General features: G+C 68.4%; 17 protein-coding genes. 1 reads left to right on the top strand and 16 read right to left on the bottom strand.

Features of this window, described 5'->3' with window-relative positions:
• Window positions 1-12: 12 nt before the first annotated feature.
• The 13 genes from chvE to HNR09_RS13230 all read right to left on the bottom strand — a co-directional run bounded on the left by chvE (window position 13) and on the right by HNR09_RS13230 (window position 15,239).
• Window positions 13-1,170 carry a multiple monosaccharide ABC transporter substrate-binding protein gene (chvE, locus tag HNR09_RS13290; RefSeq protein ID WP_179542480.1) on the bottom strand — a complete coding sequence of 386 codons (1,158 nt, stop codon included), beginning with the start codon at window positions 1,168-1,170 and terminating at the stop codon, window positions 13-15.
• 72 nt (window positions 1,171-1,242) lie between these two features.
• The gene (araA, locus tag HNR09_RS13285; RefSeq protein WP_179542479.1) at window positions 1,243-2,751 is read right to left on the bottom strand and encodes an L-arabinose isomerase; all 1,509 of its coding nucleotides are present in this window, start codon (window positions 2,749-2,751) and stop codon (window positions 1,243-1,245) included.
• Window positions 2,752-2,864: 113 nt separating this feature from the next.
• On the bottom strand, window positions 2,865-3,584 hold the full coding sequence (locus HNR09_RS13280) for an L-ribulose-5-phosphate 4-epimerase (RefSeq protein ID WP_179542478.1): 720 nt from the start codon (window positions 3,582-3,584) through the stop codon (window positions 2,865-2,867).
• Entirely contained in the window at window positions 3,581-5,317 is a 1,737-nt protein-coding gene (gene araB, locus HNR09_RS13275; protein ID WP_179542477.1) for a ribulokinase, read from the bottom strand. The genes HNR09_RS13280 and araB overlap by 4 nt, the downstream gene beginning before the upstream one ends.
• A gap of 227 nt (window positions 5,318-5,544) precedes the next feature.
• Complete coding sequence (locus HNR09_RS13270; RefSeq protein WP_218881942.1) at window positions 5,545-6,570, bottom strand: LacI family DNA-binding transcriptional regulator; 1,026 nt, start codon at window positions 6,568-6,570, stop codon at window positions 5,545-5,547.
• Window positions 6,571-6,587: 17 nt separating this feature from the next.
• Entirely contained in the window at window positions 6,588-7,016 is a 429-nt protein-coding gene (locus HNR09_RS13265) for an HIT family protein (RefSeq protein ID WP_179542476.1), read from the bottom strand.
• Window positions 7,013-8,179 carry a LacI family DNA-binding transcriptional regulator gene (locus tag HNR09_RS13260; protein ID WP_179542475.1) on the bottom strand — a complete coding sequence of 389 codons (1,167 nt, stop codon included), beginning with the start codon at window positions 8,177-8,179 and terminating at the stop codon, window positions 7,013-7,015. Before HNR09_RS13260 ends, HNR09_RS13265 begins: the two co-directional genes overlap by 4 nt.
• 160 nt (window positions 8,180-8,339) lie before the next feature.
• Entirely contained in the window at window positions 8,340-9,692 is a 1,353-nt protein-coding gene (locus HNR09_RS13255) for an ABC transporter substrate-binding protein (RefSeq protein ID WP_179542474.1), read from the bottom strand.
• Between the two features lie 253 nt (window positions 9,693-9,945).
• Window positions 9,946-11,472: an alpha-N-arabinofuranosidase gene (locus HNR09_RS13250; protein ID WP_179542473.1), complete on the bottom strand. Its 1,527-nt coding sequence runs from the start codon at window positions 11,470-11,472 to the stop codon at window positions 9,946-9,948.
• A gap of 99 nt (window positions 11,473-11,571) precedes the next feature.
• A complete protein-coding gene (locus HNR09_RS13245; RefSeq protein WP_179542472.1) occupies window positions 11,572-12,078 on the bottom strand; it encodes a hypothetical protein in 507 nt (168 codons plus the stop codon).
• A complete protein-coding gene (locus HNR09_RS13240; RefSeq protein WP_246348839.1) occupies window positions 12,075-13,052 on the bottom strand; it encodes a carbohydrate ABC transporter permease in 978 nt (325 codons plus the stop codon). Before HNR09_RS13240 ends, HNR09_RS13245 begins: the two co-directional genes overlap by 4 nt.
• Entirely contained in the window at window positions 13,045-14,001 is a 957-nt protein-coding gene (locus HNR09_RS13235) for a carbohydrate ABC transporter permease (RefSeq protein ID WP_179542471.1), read from the bottom strand. Before HNR09_RS13235 ends, HNR09_RS13240 begins: the two co-directional genes overlap by 8 nt.
• Window positions 13,998-15,239, bottom strand: a complete 1,242-nt coding sequence (locus HNR09_RS13230; RefSeq protein ID WP_179542470.1) for an extracellular solute-binding protein — start codon at window positions 15,237-15,239, stop codon at window positions 13,998-14,000. Before HNR09_RS13230 ends, HNR09_RS13235 begins: the two co-directional genes overlap by 4 nt.
• A 244-nt stretch (window positions 15,240-15,483) precedes the next feature.
• Here HNR09_RS13230 and HNR09_RS13225 point away from each other — a divergent pair, with 244 nt between their 5' ends.
• Complete coding sequence (locus HNR09_RS13225; protein WP_179542469.1) at window positions 15,484-15,918, top strand: transcriptional repressor; 435 nt, start codon at window positions 15,484-15,486, stop codon at window positions 15,916-15,918.
• A gap of 16 nt (window positions 15,919-15,934) precedes the next feature.
• Here the strand turns inward: HNR09_RS13225 and HNR09_RS13220 are convergent, their stop codons facing one another.
• Genes HNR09_RS13220 through HNR09_RS13210 form a run of 3 tightly spaced genes read right to left on the bottom strand, consistent with a single transcriptional unit; the run spans window position 15,935 to window position 18,889 of the window.
• Window positions 15,935-16,912 (bottom strand): metal ABC transporter permease, encoded by a 978-nt coding sequence (locus HNR09_RS13220; RefSeq protein ID WP_179542468.1) that lies wholly within the window; start codon window positions 16,910-16,912, stop codon window positions 15,935-15,937.
• Window positions 16,909-17,895 carry a metal ABC transporter ATP-binding protein gene (locus HNR09_RS13215; RefSeq protein WP_378936972.1) on the bottom strand — a complete coding sequence of 329 codons (987 nt, stop codon included), beginning with the start codon at window positions 17,893-17,895 and terminating at the stop codon, window positions 16,909-16,911. The genes HNR09_RS13220 and HNR09_RS13215 overlap by 4 nt, the downstream gene beginning before the upstream one ends.
• Window positions 17,888-18,889, bottom strand: coding sequence for a metal ABC transporter solute-binding protein, Zn/Mn family (locus HNR09_RS13210; protein ID WP_179542467.1), 1,002 nt, complete (start codon window positions 18,887-18,889; stop codon window positions 17,888-17,890). Before HNR09_RS13210 ends, HNR09_RS13215 begins: the two co-directional genes overlap by 8 nt.
• Window positions 18,890-19,025 lie beyond the last annotated feature (136 nt).

Genomic DNA, 19,025 nt, shown 5'->3' with positions numbered 1-19,025 from the left:
GGGACCGGTCCCTCACAGCTGGCCGGACTCGACCTGCTCCTCGGTGTAGTAGCCGGAGTCGACGAGGATCTCCTCGTAGTTGTCCTGCAGCACCATCTCCACCTCGAGCAGGAATGAGGGGACCACGATCTCACCGTTGTCGTAGGTCTCGGTGTCGTTGGCCTCCGGCTCCTCGCCCTGCAGGTAGGCCTCCGCGGCACGCACCGCCTCATCGGCCAGCAGGCGGGTGTCCTTGAAGATCGTGGAGTGCTGGATGCCCTGGTCGATCAGCGAGATCGTGGCGATCTCCGCGTCCTGACCGGTGACGATCGGCATGCCGTCCTCGATGCTCGGGCCCCAGCCGTCATTACGCAGCGCGGTGATGATGCCTCGGGAGAGCGGGTCCGCCGGGGCGAGCACACCGTCCAACTCGTCGTCTCCGCTGTAATGGCTGGTCAGCAGGTTCTCCATGCGCTCCTGGGCGGTCTCCTGCTCCCACCGCTGGATGGCCGCCTGCTCGATGCTGTCCTGCCCGGAGGGGACCTCCAGGGTGCCGTCCTCCAGGTAGGGTTCGAGGGTCTCGATCGCGCCCTGCCAGAACAGATGGGAGTTGTTGTCGTCGAGCGAGCCGGCGAACAGCTCGATGTTCAGCGGACCCTCCGGGGCGTCGTCGGCGTCCTCGAAGCTCTCGTCCAGCACACCGAGGCCGTAGAGCAGCGACTTCGCCTGGTTCACCCCGACCTCGTAGTTGTCGAAGGTGACGTAGAAGTCCACATCCGCAGAGTTGGTGAGCAGACGGTCATAGGCGATCACCGGGATGTCGGCAGCGGCGGCGGCGTCGAGCTGGCTGGTCAGCGCCGAGCCGTCGATGGAGGCGACGATCAGCGCGTCGACTCCCTGGGTGATCATCTGGTCGATCTGCTGGGACTGGGTGGGGATGTCGTCGTCGGCATACTGCAGGTCGACCCCGTAGCCCAGATCCTCCAACCCCTGCTCGATGCTCCCACCGTCCTGCAGCCAGCGCTCGTAGGTCTGGGTGGGCATCGCCACACCGATGGTCATGTCCTCCGGAGCGGCGTCGCCGTCGCCTCCGGCGCCGTCCCCGGTCCCGGCTCCCTCTCCCTCACAGGCGGTGAGCAGCAACGTCAGGGCCGCTCCGGCCCCGAGGACGGTGGTGAGTGTGGAACGCATGTCTCCTCCTTCAGTGCGCCGCCAGGGCGCGCGGTGTGAGTGTCCGACGTCGAACATCCTGGGTGATGTCTATCACAGCCCCTGGGCCAGGCGGTGGTACGCCGCGTTCCACCGCAGCTCCTTGGCGAAGGTCCGCGTGGTCACGCTCTCATCGATGACCGCCAGCTCCATGGCCGCGATCTCGGCGAGGTCCTCGAAGGCCTCCAGACCCAGAGCGGTGGTGAGCACCGTGTGGTGCGCGGCCCCGGCGGTCAGCCAGCACTCCGCCGAGGTGGCGAAGTCCGGCCGCGGCTCCCACACTGCCCGGGCCACCGGCAGGTTCGGCAGATCGGCCTCCGGCTCGACGATGTCGACCACATTGGCGGTGAGACGGAAACGCTCACGCAGATCCGCCATGGCGACGACGACCCCCTCCCCGGGGTCCGTGTCGAAGACCATCCGCACCGGGTCCTCGCGGTCCCCGATGCCCAGGGGATGGACCTCGACCCGCGGCTTCGCACTGGTGAGGCTCGGGCAGATCTCCAGCATGTGGGCCCCGAGGATCTTCTCCTCCCCCGGAGTCATCTCATAGGTGTAGTCCTCCATCAGTGAAGCGCCCCCGGGCAGGCCGTGGCCCATCACCTTGGCCGCGCGCACCAACAGGGCGGTCTTCCAGTCGCCTTCGGCGCCGAACCCGTACCCGGCCGCCATGAGGCGCTGCACGGCCAGCCCTGGCAGCTGGCGCAGGCCCCCGAGGTCCTCGAAGTTCGTGGTGAAGGCCCCGAAGCCGCCCTCCTCGAGGAAGGAACGCATCCCGGCCTCCTGACGCGCGGCGTAGGCCAGCGACTCACGGCGCCCGCCGCCGACGCGGAGATCCTCGGCGACGTCGTAGAGCTCGTCGTACTCTGCCAGCAGAGCGTCCACCTGCGACTGCTCGACGGCGTCCACCCGCTCGACGAGGTCGTTCACCGCCCAGGTGTTCACCGAGACGCCGAGTCGGATCTCGGCCTCCGTCTTGTCCCCCTCGGTGACGGCCACGTTGCGCATGTTGTCGCCGAAGCGGGCCAGCTTCAGGTTCCGCAGCGCATCCCAGCCTGCCGCCGCACGCGTCCAGATGCCGACACGGCGGGTGACCCGCGGATCGGATGCGTGCCCGACGACGGTCTTGCGCGGGGTGGCCATCCGGGTGGCGATGTAGGCGAACTCCCGGTCGCCGTGGGCGGCCTGGTTGAGATTCATGAAGTCCATGTCGATCTCCGCCCAGGGCAGCGCGGCGTCGGCCTGCGTGTGCAGGTGCAGCAGCGGGACGTCCAGCGCGTCCAGACCCTGGATCCACATCTTCGCCGGTGAGAAGGTGTGCATCCAGACGATCACTCCGAGACAGTCAGGATCGGAGTTGGCCTCCAGCGCCGCGCGGCGGATGGCGTCACGTTCCTTGAGCACGGGCTTCCATTGGACGGTGACCGGGATGTCCTCGGCCGCGTCCAGCGTGGAGGCCACGCGCTGGGACTGTTCGGCGACCTGACGAAGGGTCTCCTCGCCGTAGAGGTCCTGGGAGCCGGTGAGGAACCAGATCTTCTTGCCGGTGAAGGGGGATGCCATGGGTGGGTTCTCCTGAAGAGTGCAGCGATGTGGGGTCGAGGGACGAGGAGTCGAGTGGAGGCGAGGCGGTCAGCACCCGCCTCGCGGGACGCTCGAGGGGCGACGTCGTCGGTCTACTGCCCGTAGACGTTCTGGTATCGGTCGAACAGCGAGTCGATCTGCTCCTGATCGATGCGCGGAGGCTCGCCGTAGGCGCGTGCGAAGTGCACCGTGCGGGCGACCTCCTCGCACATCACGGCGGCCTTCACCGCGGCCTTCGCGTCCGCGCCGATCGTGAAGGGGCCGTGCTGAGCCATCAGCACCGCCGGCGAGCGGGACCCGCGCAAGGTCTCGACGATGCCGCGGCCGATGGAGTCGTCACCGATCAGGGCGAAGGGCCCGACGGGGATGTCCCCGCCGAACTCGTCGGCCATCATGGTCAGCACGCAGGGGATCGCCTCGGATCGCGCCGCCCAGGCGGTGGCGTAGGTCGAGTGGGTGTGCACCACTCCCCCGACGCCGTCCATGTGGCGGTACACATAGGCGTGGGCGGCGGTGTCGGAGGACGGCCGGAGCCGATCCGGAGTGCCGTCCTCGATCTTCTCCCCGTCGAGGGTGCAGACCACCATGTTCTCTGCGGCGAGCTCGTCGTAGGAGACGCCCGAGGGCTTGATGACGAACAGACCGGGGACGCCGTCGGCGTCAGGCGGGATCTGGACCCGTTCTGACACGTTGCCGGCGGTCCAGACGACCAGCTCGTTGCGCGGCAGCTCGGCGTGGAGCGCTGCCACCTTCTCCCGGGTGCGGGCCACGGACTCCTGAACGTCGGAGGGCAGCTCGGAGAGCCGGATCATGCGCGAGCCTCCTGGGTCTGGGCGGAGACCGCGACGTCGGCGTCGGTCGCGGTGCTGCCGGCGCCCTGGGCGGCGTGCGCCTCCCGACGGATGCGCTTGAGCCGACGCATGATGTCGTCGCCGCCCCGCCCGAAGTGGTCATGCAGCGCCCTGTACTCCGCGAAGAGCGCGTCGTAGGCCTTCGCCGCCGCGGGGTCAGGCGTGTAGGCCTCGACGACGCGCCCGCCCATCACCGGGGCCGCGCTGCGCACGTCCGGATAGGTGCCGGCGGCGACAGCGGCGTGGATGGCCGAGCCGAGCGCGGGGCCCTGATCCGAGGTGATCGTGGAGATCGGCAGCTTGGTGATGTCCGAGTAGAGCTGCATCAGGAATCGGTTCTTCAGCAGGCCGCCGGCGACGACGAGCTCACGGACCGGAACCCCGGAGGCGTCGAAGGCCTCGATGATGGTGCGGGTGCCGAAGGCGGTGGCTTCGACCAGCGCCCGGTAGACGTCCTCAGGCCTGGTGCTCAGGGTGAGGCCCACGATGAGTCCGGAGAGCTCATGGTCGACCAGCACCGAGCGGTTGCCGGAGTGCCAGTCCAGGGCCACCAGTCCGTGAGCTCCGACCGGCTGGGTCTCAGCCTTCTCGGTGAGCAGCTCGTGCAGGCTCAGCCCTCGGGAGGCTGCCTCCTCGGCGTAGGCGCCGGGCACCTGATTCTGCACGTACCAGGCGAAGATGTCCCCGACTCCGGACTGACCGGCCTCATAGCCCCAGGCGCCGGCCAGGATCCCGCCGTCGACGACCCCGCACATGCCCGGGACCTCGGCGAGCACGTCGGCGTTCATCACATGACAGGTGGAGGTCCCCATGATGGCCACCATCTGGCCGGACTCGACGGCGTCTGCGGCCGGTGCGGTCACGTGGGCATCGACGTTGCCCACGGCCACGGCGATGCCCTCCGGCAGTCCGGTCCACGCGGCGGCCTCGGCCGAGAGTGCCCCGGCGCGGTCTCCGAGCTGCCCGATCTCATGATCGAGCTTGTCCTCGACGAACCCTTCGAAGCCCGGGTTCAGCGCCGCCAGGAAGTCCTTCGAGGGGTAGGCGCCGTCCTGATAGATGCCCTTGTAACCGGCGGTGCAGGCGTTGCGGACGTAGCGGCCGGTCAGCTGCCAGACGATCCAGTCGGCGGTCTCCACCCAGTGGTCGATCGCCGCGTAGACCTCCGGGTCCTCCTCGAGGATCTGCAGACCTTTGGCGAACTCCCACTCGGAGGAGATGAAGCCGCCGTAGCGGTTGATCCAGGCCTCACCGCGGGAGTGGGCGAGTGCATTGATGCGGTCAGCCTGGCCCTGTGCGGCATGGTGCTTCCAGAGCTTCGCATAGGCATGCGGACGGTCGGCGAACGTCGGCAGCTCGTTCAGCGGGGTGCCGTCGGCAGTCGTAGGCACCATGGTGCAGGCGGTGAAGTCGGTGCCGATGCCGATGACCTGATCAGCGGAGACGCCTGCGGCCTCGAGCGCTGCGGGCACGGCGTTCTTGAGCACGTCGACGTAGTCGGCCGGCAGCTGCAGCGCCCAGTCCGGCGGCAGCGGCTCGCCCTGGTGGGCTGTGAGCGTGGAGTCCATCACGGCGTGGCGGTACTCCTGGACGGCGGTGCCGAGCTCGGCCCCATCGGACACGCGCACCACGAGGGCGCGGCCGGAGAGAGTGCCGAAGTCGACACCGATCACCACGGCGTCGGGAGAGGTCATCGGGAACGAGCTCCTTCAAGGTCGAGAGGCGGCGCGCGGCCCGAGGCCTGACCGACCGCCGGAGGGCGGTTCCGCCCCTGTGATACCGGACACGATCATGTTAACGTTAACATCCCTATGTGGTCCATGCCACCCCATGATGAAGCGGGAAAGGCCTGAGAGGGAAGGACCCAGCTGCGCAGCAGAGCGCAGCGACCCGGGCTGACCGGGAGGGCGCCCGCGACCGCTCAGGCGGAGCTCCGCACCACCAGCTGCGGCTGGATGGACGAGTCCACTCCCTCGCCTCCGAACAGGGCGGCCATCGCCGCCGCTCCGGCCTCTTCGAAGGGCTGCCGCACCGTGGTGAGCGGAGGGGAGAAGAAGTCCGCGCCGTCGACGTCGTCGAAGCCCACCACGGCAAGATCCTCGGGGACGCGCAGGCCCGCTCCCCGGGCGGCCTGGATGATGCCCAGAGCCAGATAGTCGTTGGCCGCGAAGACGGCGTCCGGGAGGTCTTCCCCGGCAGGGCCGTGCGCAGACTGCTCCGCCAGGAGCCGCCTGGCCGCGGCGTGCCCGTCAGCGGCGGCCCATCCTCCGGCCCGCGCCAGCGGCGCGACCGGCAGCCCGGCGTCCTGCAGCTCCTCACGCCAGCCGACGATGCGCCCCTGGGCGTCGAGGTAGTCCTCCGGCCCGCAGACGTGGGCGATGCGTCGCCGCCCGGACCGATGCAGATGCCGCACCGCCCGACGCGCGCCCTCGATCTGATCGATGCCGACCACCTGCATCTCTGCGGACGGCTCGGCGACGGAGGCGAGCACCACCACCGGCACGCTGCGGGAGATCTGACGAGCGGCTTCGACCATCGCCACCACGGGTGCGATGACCACGATGCCGTCGATGCCCCGGTCCAGGAAGAACTCCAGCGCGTCGTCGACCGTCTCGGGCCCCGGTTCCCGGACCACGCTCAACGCGGTGGCATAGCCCGTCTCGCGTGCCGCCTCCTCGATGGCCATCGTCATCCGGCTCGGCCCGAAGGTCGAGTCTCCGGGGCTGACCACGCCGATCAGGCCGGTCTGCCGGGTCTTCAGCGCCCGGGCGGTGCTGTTGCGCCGGTAGCCGAGGCCGCGCATGGCCTGCTCGACCCGCTCACGGGTCTCCGGACGGACGGCGTCGGGGGCGTTCAGCACCCGAGAGACCGTCTGGTGCGAGACTCCTGCGACCTGGGCGACGTCGACCATCGAGGGAGCACGTCCCACGGGCTGTCGGGAGGTCATCGCCACCGTGGTCTCGTTCAGCCGGCCGGCACGGTGTCGGCATCGCCCATCAGGCGCAGCGCCACGCGCAGCCTCTCCGCTGACTCGTCCATGGTCTGCGGGTCCGGATCAGTGATCGCCCGGGCGAAGTCGTGGTCCGCCATGGAGTCGGACGGCCAGACGTGGACGTGGAGGTGATCGACCTCGAAACCGGCGATGGTCAGGCCCGCGCGGGCTGAGCCGAAGGTCTCCACCTGGGCCTTGCCGATCCGATGGGCCACGCGCATCAGATGGGCGACCAGTTCCCCTTCGGCATCGGTCCAGCGGTCGATCTCCTGGCGCGGCACCACCAGGACATGCCCATAGGCCAGCGGGGCGATGCTCAGGAAGCCCACGCAGACCTCGTCCTGCCAGACGAATCGGCCGGGCAGCTCGCCGTCGATGATCTTGGTGAACACGGTGCTCATGATGCGTCTCCTGTCGAAGTGGACGACGATGGCGGGGTCTGCGCGACGAGAAAGGCGTCCTGTTCGGCCATCGCAGAGCCCTCCGTGTGCTCGGCGCCTGGGACCGGCACGGACCCCTGCTGCGATCGTACCGGGGTGGAGGACTCTCGCACCTCCAGCGACCACGGGATGGTCTCCTCCCGCACCTGCCGAGACTCGGCGCCGCCAGGCCGGCCGGAGGCCCCGATGCGCTCCAGGAGCAGCTCCACGGCCCGGCGGGCGGTCCAGGCCAGGTCCGGAGCCACCGAGCTGAGCGCGGGCACCATGAATGCGGCCTCCGGAATGTCGTCGAAACCGACCAGCAGGAGGTCCTCGGGAACGGTCACCCCATGGTCGGCCAGGCCGCGCAGAGCGCCGAAGGCCACGGTGTCGGTGATGGCGAAGGCCGCGTCCGGCGCCGGCCGTCCCTCCTGCCGGGCGGAGCGGATCTCTCGGGCGAGCCGATGTCCCGCCAGACGTCCGGACTCCATCGTCACCTCGGACGCGTCGAAGAGCAGCGCAGGGTCGACGCCGAGCCCGGCCTGCTCGAGAGCACTGCGATAGCCGCCCAGTCGCAGGCTGTGGATGGTCTGGTCAGGGGTGTCGGGGCCTCCGATGAAGGCGATGCGTCGGGCGCCCTGCTCGCGCAGGTGCTCGACGGCGGCCCGGGAGCCCTCCCGGTTGGCCATGCTGACATGGTCCGCGGCGGTGGGATTCTCCCGTTCGCCGAGCAGGACGATGGGGAAGGTCGGGGCGACCTCGAGCTTCTCCAGGTCCATGCCCACGATGCTGAGGATGAGTCCGTCGTAGTCCATCGCGCGGGAGAACTGGATGGCGGCCACCTCGCCGGCCTCCTGGGCGCCCGTCTGCTCCACGGCGACCCGGTAGCCTCGCTGATCGGCCTCGCGGGCGATGTGCATGGCCAGCGATCCGAAGTACGGGACGTCGTGGCCGGGAACCGCCAGACCGATGACACCGCTGTGGCCGGAGCGCAGGTTCCGCGCGGAGACGTTCATCCGATAGCCGGAGTCCGCGAGCTGCCGGAGCACCCGGCGTCGCACTTCGGCACTGACGCCGGGACGATCGTTGACCACGTTGGAGACAGTCATCGTGGAGACCCCCGCCGCCCGCGCGACATCGCTCATCCTCACCGTGCTCACCGAGTGCGCCTCCTCCACGTCACCACCGTCGCGAGACCTCGTCCGGTGACGAGGGTCCCGCCTGTCGCATGCTAGCAACAGGCGGGGCCCCGGCGCCGATCCGGCCCTGTTCATTTTCTGTTCCAGCGATGATCGGCTCAGCGGATCACTGGATCTCGCTCTCCATCTCTGCGTGCATGCGCTCGGCGGCCTCCGCCGGGTCGAGCCGCCCGAAGAAGATCTCCTCGCAGAAGCGGTAGGCGATGTCCTGGAGGCCCGAGAAGCCCAGGGCCGGCACGGGCTCCGCCTCACCGATCTCATCCTCGACCTCCTCGATGAACTCGGCCACGGCCGCATCCTGGCCCTCCAGCTGGGCGAGCACCACCTCACGGGCGTCCTCGTTGGCCGGCAGCCCCCGGTCCATGCCGGTGATCTCAGCGGCCTCCTCCGAGTTGACCAGGAAGTCCACGAAGGCCTGGGCCTCCTCCGGATGCTGGGTCTGCGAGGTGATCGAGAACATCATGGTGGCCTTGAACCACAGGCCGTTGTCGACGCTGCTGCCGCTCATGGAGGGGTAGCGCAGCATCTCGAAGTCCGTCTCGGCGACGTCGGAGAGTCCCGGCACCATGTTGCTCCACCACCGACCGATGGCCTGCTCACCCTGCTCGAAGATCGACTCACCGGGTGCGGCGTTGGACTCCTCCTGCATCAGCGAGGCCGAGGGATAGGAACCGCGCTCCAGCAGCTCGAGCTGGAACTCCAGGTACTCCTCGGCGTCCTCCACGGTGAATCCGAGCTCGCCGTCATCCGTGGTGAGGTTCTTGCCCTGCTGGCGCAGCCAGATCTGCAGGTCCACGGTCTGCGGGACTCCGCCGTCACCCCAAATGCCGTCCCCGAGCGTCTCGTTGAGCTCCTCGGTGAGGTCCGCGTAGTCCTCCCATGTCCAGGTGGTGTCGTCCGGAATCTCGAGTCCCGCCTCCGCGAAGAGATCCGGGTTCGCCAGCACGGTCATGGTGTTGACGCCCGTAGTGATGCCCATCAGGCCGTCGTCGGTGGTGCCGTTGTCCACGACCTCGGACTCGAAGCCGGAGGTGTCGAGCTCATCCATGGGAAGCAGCGCGCCCCGGTCCGCATACTCCCGCAGATAGGTGTCGTCCATCTGGACGACGTCCGGAGCGTCTCCTCCGGCGGACTGCGTCGCCAGCTGGTCCCAGTACCCCTCCCAGTCGGTGTACTCCGTGGAGATCGTCACGTGGGGGTTCTGCTCCTCGTAGAGCTCCACGAGCTCCTCGGTGAGCGCGTTGCGATGCTCCGCACCCCACCAGGCGAAGCGCAGGGTGACGTCGTCGTCCTCGCCTCCGCCTCCCCCTCCGCCGTTGCCGCAGGCGGTGAGGGCGACGACGCCGACGCAGCCTGCCGCGGTGAGCCGGGCCCATCGCCCCAGCCGTCGAGGTGCCCTGGACCCGTGCGGCGCGGTGCGGCTGCTTCTGCTCGGAGGTGTGGTCGTGGTGGTGGTCATGGTGTTCTCCCCTTCAGTGTCACGGACGGTCCGGGGGCGGTCCGTCCGAGGTCAGACGAGCACGTGCGGTGTGCTCTCAGGCGCGCGGCCGGTGCAGTGCCTCACGGGCCGTTCGATGTCGGGAACGGCGGCTGTCGCCGAGCCCGCACAATGTGATGCAGTTCACATCCTGTATCGATACAGTAGTTGTATCGATTCATTCCGGTCAACACCCTCCCTCTGCACGGGTGCGAGCGGCCGCGGCAGGCTCGGCTCAGGCGCTCAGCTGCAGGCTCACGAAACTCGCCGCCGGCAGGTCCAGCCTCAACAGGCCACCGTCCCAGACCGCCCCCTCGAACGGGACGGGTGCGACACGGTCCAGGTCCTCCGCGGTGTTGTGGTCCCGCGGGTCGGCCGAGGTCAGCACCTGCGCCCCGGTGATCACCCCACTGTCACCACCACGCAGGTGCAGCTCGACCACGGCGGAGGAGGTCGGATCCAGATTGGCCGCGGTGATCGTCACGGTCCCGTCCTTGGTGGAGGCGGAGACCTTCACCGTGGAGACCTCACGCCCGTCGGCCTCATGGACCGCACCGGCCCGCACCGGGTTGACCGGCAGACGGCGTGCGTCGTGATGCCCCACGCTCATCGCGAAGACGTGGTAGGTGGGCGTCAGGATCAGCCGACGCCCGTCAGTGAGGAGCATCGACTGCAGCACGTTGACGGTCTGGGCGATGTTGGCCAGCCGCAGCCGATCCGCATGGGCATGGAACGCGTCGAAGTGCACCGCGGCGACCAACGCGTCGCGCAGCGTGTTCTGCTGATGCAGGAAGCCCGGGTTGGTGCCGGGCTCGACGTTCCACCACGTCCCCCATTCGTCCAGCGCGAGTCCCACCTTCTTGGCAGGGTCGTAGGCGTCCATGACCGCGACATGTCCGGCCAGGATCTCGCCGACGCGCTCCGCCCGAGCCAGGGTCGTCCAGTATTCCTCCTCGCTGAACTCCGTGGCAGAACCCTTGTCCATCCAGGACCCGGACATCGTGTAGCAGTGGAAGGAGATCGCCTGGTAGAGGTCGCTGGGCGAGGGATCCTGCAGTCCGCGGGTGAGCTGCTTCATCAGCACCTCGGTCCAGACATAGTCGTCCTCGGATCCCCCAGCGGCGATGCGGTAGAGGCTGTTCTCCCCGTGGTTCCGCGCATAGGTGGCGTGCTGGCGGGCCAGGGTGCTGAACTGCTGGGCGGTCAGGTTGCCGCCGCAGCCCCAGGGCTCGTTGCCCACGCCGAAGAACTTCACCGACCAGGGCTCCCGACGCCCGTTCTCAGCGCGCCGGCGCGCCATCGGTGAGTCGCCTGCGCGGGTGAGGTACTCCACCCAGTCGCTGGTCTCCTTCACCGTGCCGGAGCCGACGTTGCCGGAGATGTAGGGCTCGGCGTCCAGCAGCTCGCACAGTGCCATGAACTCGTGGGTGCCGAAGTGGTTGTTCTCCTCGACGTCACCCCAGTGGGTGTTGACCATCCGAGGGCGCTCATCGCGGGGGCCGACGCCGTCGGTCCAGTGGTACTCATCGGCGAAGCAGCCGCCGGGCCAGCGCAGATTGGGGATGGCGATGGAGCGGAGCGCCTCCACCACATCGGCCCGGATGCCACCGATGTTCTCGATCTCGGAGTCCTCACCGACCCAGAACCCGTCGTAGATGCACCGGCCGAGGTGTTCGGCGAAGTGGCCGTAGAGGTGGCGACTGATTGTGGGGCCTGGGACGTCGATGTCGACGACGGCGGTCAGGGCAGGGGCGGGGTTCATGGATCTCCTTGATCTCGGAAGGCTAGGACGCGGACGCCCGACGGAGGACTGGGGATGCGCGCCTGCAGGCGGGCCGGCGGCAGCGTGCGAGGCGGCGCGTCAGACAGGCGCCTCGCGGGCCCGTGCCGCCTCCGCCTCGGCATGGAGGCGCAGGGCCCGGGATCGGGAGAGGTAGACGGCCAGGCACACGCTGAACAGCAGCACGCTGACCACGTCACGGGTGATGAACGTGCCCACCACGCAGGCGATCAGCCACCAGGTGACGGCCCGGCTGTGATCGATCTTCAGCCGCCAGGCGATGACCGCGGTCAGCAGCGCGCCGACCAGCACGGCGATCCCGTAGGTCCGCACTACGGCGGCCACTTCGGTGACCATCGAGGCCGACCCCAGGGCATCGGCCTCCTCGAGTCCCTGGTACCCGCTGGAGGCGAACCAATACTGGAAGGGGAACAGGGTGATCACTGCCAGCACGGCGTTCCAACCGGCCGCGATGAACAGCAGGGCCCGCTCGGCCCGCCGGCGCGGGGGCCGGGCGGAGCCGGTGGGGCGGGTGGAGCCGGTGGGGCGGGTGGAGCGCCGGGCCTGGCGGGGAACCATCACGGTCATCCCTTGATCCCGGAGGACATGCTCAAGGAGCTGACGAAGTACTTCTGCGCCACCAGGAACAGCACCAGGGTCGGGATCATCGCCAGCACGGCCGAGGCCATGAGCTGGCCGATGCTGTCATAGGCCCCCAGCATGTTCTGCAGCAGCTGGAGCCCTGCGGTGATCGGCATCTGCTCGACGTCGTTGAACACGATCAACGGCCACAGGAAGTCGTTCCAGGATCCGGTGAAGGCGAACAGGAAGATCACGATGAGGATGGGCCGGATCAGCGGAAGCACGATCCGGAAGAAGATCTGGAAGTCTCCGGCCCCGTCGATGCGGGCGGCGTCGTCCATCTCCTTGGGGATCCCCGCCATGAAGGCGCGCACCAGGAAGATGCTCGCCACTCCGGCGAGGCCCGGCACGATCATCGCCCAGGGCGAGTTGACCCAGCCCAGCCGCGCGACGATCTCGTAGAGCGGGATGAGGTTCGCGATGACGGGGAACAGGGAGATCGCCAGCAGGGTGAAGAACAGGGTGTCCTTGCCGGGGAAGTCCAGTCGCGAGTAGCCGTAGCCTGCGATGGACACCACCACCACAGTCAGAGTGGCGTGCATCGTGGAGATGAACATGGAGTTCCAGAACCACCGCAGCACCGGATAGCCGGCGACGTCGTTGAGCAGAGCGATGTAGTTGTCCGCCACCCACTGGGCCGGAAGCATCCGGAAGGCCTCGAAGGCGAACTCGGTGGGCGACTTGAACGAGGTGGACAGGGAGAAGACCACCGGCAGCAGCCAGATCAGCGCCAGGGCGGCGAGCACCACATAGGTGATGATCAGCGCGATCCGGGAACGCATCGGACTGCCCCCGGGGATCCTGCGGCGCCGGCCTCGCCCGCCGCCCTGTGCGCCGGGGAAGGGGTGGCCGGGGACGCCGTCGGCGCCGCCTCGGCCCGGGGCCCTCTGGTCGGTCTCGATGACGGCTGTGTCAGACATCGGTCCTCCTGTACATGATGAAGAACTGGATCGCGGAGATGGCCATGAGCACCAGGCCGAGGAGCACGGCCATGGCGGAGGCGACACCGGCGATGGAGGGCCCGCCGCCGAATGCCAGATCACGGACCTCCATCATCAGCACCGTGGTGCTGTCGGCGGGCCCGCCGTTGGTGAGCATGAGCGGCTGGGCGAAGACGTTGAACGACGCGGTCGTCGTCATCACCGTGGTGTAGAGCAGCGGAAGGCGGATCGATGGAAGGGTGACGTTGATGAAGGATCGCGCGGCGCCGGCCCCGTCGATGGAGGCGACCTCGTAGAGCTCCTGGGGCACCGCGGAGATCGCCGAGCGATAGATGATGAGGTTGCCGCCGATGCCCGCCCAGATGGTCAGCACGAAGATCGTCCCCCAGGCCCAGGGCTGGGTGGTGGTGAAGCTGATGTCGGTGCCCAGATAGTGGTTCACCGGCCCGAACTCTCGGTTGAACACCAGGTTCCAGGCGATCGCGCCCGCCGAGACCGAGATCAGGCCGGGGACGAAGAAGATGCCCTGGAAGACGTTCGCCGCGCGCAGGTCCTTCCGGGAGAGCAGCACCGCCAGCACCAGAGGCACTCCGATGAGCAGCGGGACACCGATGATCACGAACAGGATGGTGTTCCACAGGCCGTTGATGAAGATCCGGTGAAAGGCGTGGTCCGTGTCGAAGAGCACCCGGAAGTTGTCCAGTCCGATGAACTCCGGATCTCCGACGAGGTTCCACTGCGTGAAGGCCACGTAGATGCCGAAGACCGCCGGGATGAGCCCGAAGACGGCGAAGAGGACCAGGTGCGGCCCCATGAACGGGAGCGCACGCAGCCAGGCGCGCAGCCCCTGCGGAAGCCTCCTCGACGACGAGGGGGCCCGACGGGTGCGGGTCCGCGCCTCGCGGCGTGCAGTCGTGCTGGTGCTCATGGCGCCTCCACCATCTCGATCCGGGCCTGGGTGGACGAGTTCATCCGTTCGACGGCCTGCTCGATGCTGTACCGGCCGAACGTCACGTTCTGAGCCTCATCCCAGAGCGCCTCCCCCACGTACGGGGCGAACTCGAAGTTGTCCGTCACCAGCAGCCCCTCGTTCTCAGGCTGGGTGAAGAAGGACTGCGGGTACTCCGCATACGCGTCGCTGTCATAGGTGTCACGGCTGGCGACGATCTGGCCGGCCTCTGCCCAGTGCAACGAGTTGGTGCGCACGAACTCCAGGAAGTCCGCGACCGCCCGGTCCCGCTCGAGATCGCGGTCCTCATCGGCCATCTGCACGAAGGAGTGGGACTCGAACTGGTTCACCGCATTCTCCGCATCGAGCTGCATGCTGTGCGTGAGATCCCATTCCAGGCCCTCGACCTCGTCCTGCGCGCTGATCTCCCAGGTGCCCGACGGGTGGAAGACGGAACGTCCGCTGCGGAAGACCTGTGCCGCATCGGAGTCCTCGGGAGCCATCAGACCGGACTCCTGCAGCGCCTTGACCGCTTCGAAGGACTCCACGTAGCTGTCGCCGCCGAAGTCGATGTCCTCGGCGGCCCCTCCCACGCCGTCGCCCACGTTGTACTGCCAGTTGTAGATGAGACCGGGCATGAACCAGGCGGTGGTGGCGTAGAGGTCGTCCGGAAGCTCGTCCTCCAGCTCGAGGAGCTCCTCGACGGTGACGATGCCGTCGTCGAGGATGTGCTCCAGGCCGAGCTCCTCCACTAGTGCAACGTTGTAATATGTGACCAGCCCATGGAGGTCGAGCGGAATGCCCCATTGGGCACCGTCGTAGACCCCTGCCTCCCAGGCGGCGTCGAGGTAGTTCTCCTGCCGCAGCTCCGGCTGCTCACTCATGAGGGGCTCAACGGGGGTGAGGATCTCATTGGTCGCCAGTTCGGCGATCACCAGATTGTGTGCCAGGACGACGTCGGGGATGTCGGAGCCGGCACGCGCCACCGAGTACATCCGCATGTACATGTCGTCTCGCGGGGCGGGCTGGAAGGAGACGGGGATCTCCGGATCGGTGTCGTTGTAGTCGTCGACGATCTGCTGCATGAACCGGCCGTCGTCCCCGCTCAGCAGGTTCCAGAACTGGAGAGGCTCCTCACCTCCCCCCTCTCCACAGGCCGCCAGCGGCAGCACCAGGGCTGCTGCGGCGAGTCCGGCCAGCTGGGACCGTGATCTCATGTTCGCCTCCGAGTGTTGTCTGGGTCACACTGATTTATCGATAAAGTACTCGAGAGGCAGTTCCCCGTCAAGGGATGAGGGAGACTCCGGCGGTCAGAGGTGCGGTCGAGGTCACGGTCAGGAGCCGGCGGCAGCGGCCACCCGGACGCACCTCTGCCCGCCGCAGACGGGGACCGTCGGAGGCGCGGCGCTGTTAGGCTGGAGTGATGCCAGAGCCCATCTCTGCGCAGGGAGGACCAGACCTGTGACTGCTGAGAACACCGCCACGCCCCCGGTGCGCGGGCGCTCCACGCGCCAGAAGCGAGCTGTGTGGGCCGCGCTGAGCTCGTTGGAGGACTTCGTCAGTGCTCAGGACCTGCACCGCATCCTCGAGGGACGCGGCGAGAAGGTCTCGCTGGCCACCGTGTACCGCATCCTCCAGTCGCATCAGGAGGAGGGCCTGGTCGACGTGCTGCGTCCCGACGACACCGAGGCGATCTTCCGCCTCTGTGCTCGCGAAGAGCACCACCATCACCTGGTGTGCCGCGGATGCGGGCTGACTGTGGAGTTCGCAGCCCCGGACATCGAGCAGTGGACCGAGGAGCTCGCCGCCGAGCACCGGTTCACCGACGTGCAGCACACCCTGGAGATCTTCGGCCTCTGCGAAGCCTGCGCGGCACGCCTGCGCGACGCGTCCTGATCGGGCGTGCGGGGTATCAGACTTTCGCCCGCCGACGTTCGGCGCCCTGGGCCTCGGGGCCCACGGATGCCTCCGAAGACCTGTGGTCCAGCTCCTGCCCACCACGGACAGACCCGCCCTCGGGGCCGGCCATCACCTGCGCCGCCTGCTCCTGACGCCGCAGCCGCCGGCCGCGGCCGATGAGCAGGCAGACCAGGTAGATGAGGAACGAGATCGTGGTGATGTAGGGGCTGATCGGGATCTGCCCGGTGATCGCCAGCATGATGCCGCCCACCGAGGAGATCAGCGCGAAGATCATGGACAGGCCCACCGCCATCACCGGCCGGGCCGTCACCTTCAGCGCCGCCGCGGCCGGGACGACCACCAGGGAGAGCACCAGCAGCGCGCCCACCACCTGCACGGACATCGCCACCGCCACGCCGAGCAGCACCATGAACACCAGGGACAGCGCGTTGACGGGGACACCGCGGGCCTGAGCGAGCTGCGGGTCGATGGAGGAGAACAGCATCGGCCGCCAGACGACGGCCAGCAGCGCCGTGATCACCAGGGCGCCGGTGACCAGGGTGCGCGTCTGCATGTCGTCCACTCCGACGATCTGCCCGGTCAGCAGCCCGAAGCGGTTCGCCGAGCGGCCTTGGTAGAGCGAGAGGAAGAGGATCCCCAGCCCCAGGCCGAACGGCATGAGCACGCCGGTGACCGCGCTGGTGTCCTTGTCCTTGAGGCTGAGCACACCGATCAGCAGCGCCGCCCCCACGGCGCCCATCGCCGAACCGAGCACGACGTCGAGGCCGATCAGCAGGAACAGGGCCGCACCTGCGAAGGAGATCTCAGCGATGCCGTGCACGACCAGCGCCGTGCGGCGGAGCATGATGAGCACACCGATGACCCCTCCCATCAGGCCGAGGGCGGCGGCGGCGATCACGGAGTTCCGGACCAGGGAGAACAGCTCCCAGTAGCCGTCCACGCTGAATGAGGACGTGATCTGCTCGATCATCGGGGAGCTCCCATCCGACGCCCCTCGGGCGCCTGTTCCCGCCCAACATGCCGGGATGAGGCATGGCCGTGGGGCTCATGGTCGTCGTCGTGGACGTGCGGGCCGACCCCGGCCCGGGGGTCCTCCGGGGCCCGCGCCTGCGCCTCAGGCCCATGGGCGGCGTCCCCCGTCCCGCCGTGTCCGGGCGCGCAGTGATGCCCCTCCAGGTGATGGGACATGACCACGAGCCGGCCACGATGCTCGATCACGTCGATCGGGGCGCCATAGAGCTCGCTGAGCACCTCGGAACGCATGACCTCGCGAGTCGGTCCGATCCGGTGCTGACCCCGCGCAAGGTAGAGCACCCGGTCCACGTGTTCGATGACCGGATTGATCTCATGGGTGACGAAGACGACGGCCGAACCACGCTCGGTGGCCTGCCTCTGGATGAGATCGGTGATGGCCTGCTGATGATGCAGATCCAGGGAGTGCAGCGGCTCGTCGCAGAGCAGCACCGCCGGATCGGAGGCCAGTGCCTGGGCGGCCCGCAGGCGCTGCTGCTCGCCCCCTGAGAGGAGCCCCACCGGCATCTCCGCATACTCCGTGGCGCCCACCTGCTCGAGGAGCCGGTCCACTTCGCGCCGCTGCGCGCGCGGCCGCAGCCGGAAGCCGTAGCGGTGCCCGTCCAGCCCCAGGGCCACCAGATCCCGTGCGCGCAGCGGGGTCTCCGCCGGCATGGCATGCTGCTGGGGGATGTAGCCGACCGTGCTGCTGCCGCGGCGCACCGGACGCCCGGCCACGCGGACCTCGCCCCAACTGAGCCGCTGCAGTCCGAGAAGGACCTTCAGCAGGGTGGACTTCCCGGCTCCGTTGGGGCCGAGCACGGCGAGGAACTCGCCGGCGGAGAGGTCAAGGTCGACCCCCTCCCACAGCCTGCGCCCATGGAAGGCGATCCCGGCTCCGTCCAGTGACAGCACCGCCGGGCTCGCACCGGGATCAGCCACGTCCAGCCTCCACGATCTCTTCGACCTCGTCGATGTTGCGATCCATCCACTCGAGGAAGTCGTCGGTGTCTTCAGGGAGCGTCTCGGAGAACTCCAGGACCGGGACGCCGGCGTCCTCAGCGGCTCGACGGATCTGCTGGGACTGGTTGGTCTCAGTCTGCTCGTTGTAGGCCAGCATGTCGATGTCATCGCTCGTGGCGATGTCCAGGGCGTCCTGATAGAGCCGGGGAGCGACATCGTCGCCATGCTCCACCGCTGCCAGGAACTGCTCCTCCGTGAGGTCCTCGAAGCCGGCGTCGAGCAGCAGGAACTGGGAGACCGGCTCGGTCGCCAGGTAGGCGAGGCCTTCGGCGTCCACGGCGCGGTTGCGCTCGTCGAGCTCCTCGATCTGCCCGGCAAGCTGCTCCGCGCTCTCCGTGTAGAGGTCCGCGTTCTCCGGGGCGAGGTCGCCCATGTGCTCGCCGAACTCATGGGCGAAGTCAGCCATCAGAGCGAGGTCGTACCAGACGTGCTCGTTCTCATAGCTGCCCGTCCACTCGTGCGAATGGTGGTTCTCCCCGTCGAGGATCTGGAAGACGAGGTCATCCTTGTCCGCCGACGAGGCCAGGCGCGTGATGAACGGGTCATAGCCGCCGCCGTTGGCGATCACCACGTCGGCCTGCTCGATGAGCAGACGGTCCTGCGGGGTGGCCTCGTAGGAGTGCGGGTCCATCGCCGGGTTGTCGACCATCGCATCCACCTCAGCGGTGTCACCCACGATCTTCTCGGCGAGATCCGCGTAGACATCGGTGGAGGCGACGATGACCAGGCCGGTGTCCTCGCCGTCGACCGCCCCGGCGTCCTCCCCTGCGCCGGCCTCTCCCTCGCCGCAGGCCGTCAGGCCCAGCCCGAGAGCCCCCAACAGTCCGAGAGCCCGCACCCACGGTGGCCGACGGCCGGTCCCCTGACGGGAGTCGGCGGCAGGTCCAGCAGGAGTGAGAGCGATCTCGGACATGGTGTGGTCCTTCTGATGTACGGTGGCGAGTCTCTCGGGCGCGTCCATGCCCGAGGCGGGTTACAGCGTACGCCTGCTCGTTGTTGCGAACAAATCTCATCTGCAGATGATCCGCATGATCCTGCCCACAGCACAC

This window comes from Nesterenkonia xinjiangensis (assembly GCF_013410745.1).
Taxonomy (GTDB): domain Bacteria; phylum Actinomycetota; class Actinomycetes; order Actinomycetales; family Micrococcaceae; genus Nesterenkonia; species Nesterenkonia xinjiangensis.
The sequence above is the reverse complement of the archived record's forward strand: the minus strand, read 5'-3'. Positions and strand labels throughout refer to the sequence as shown.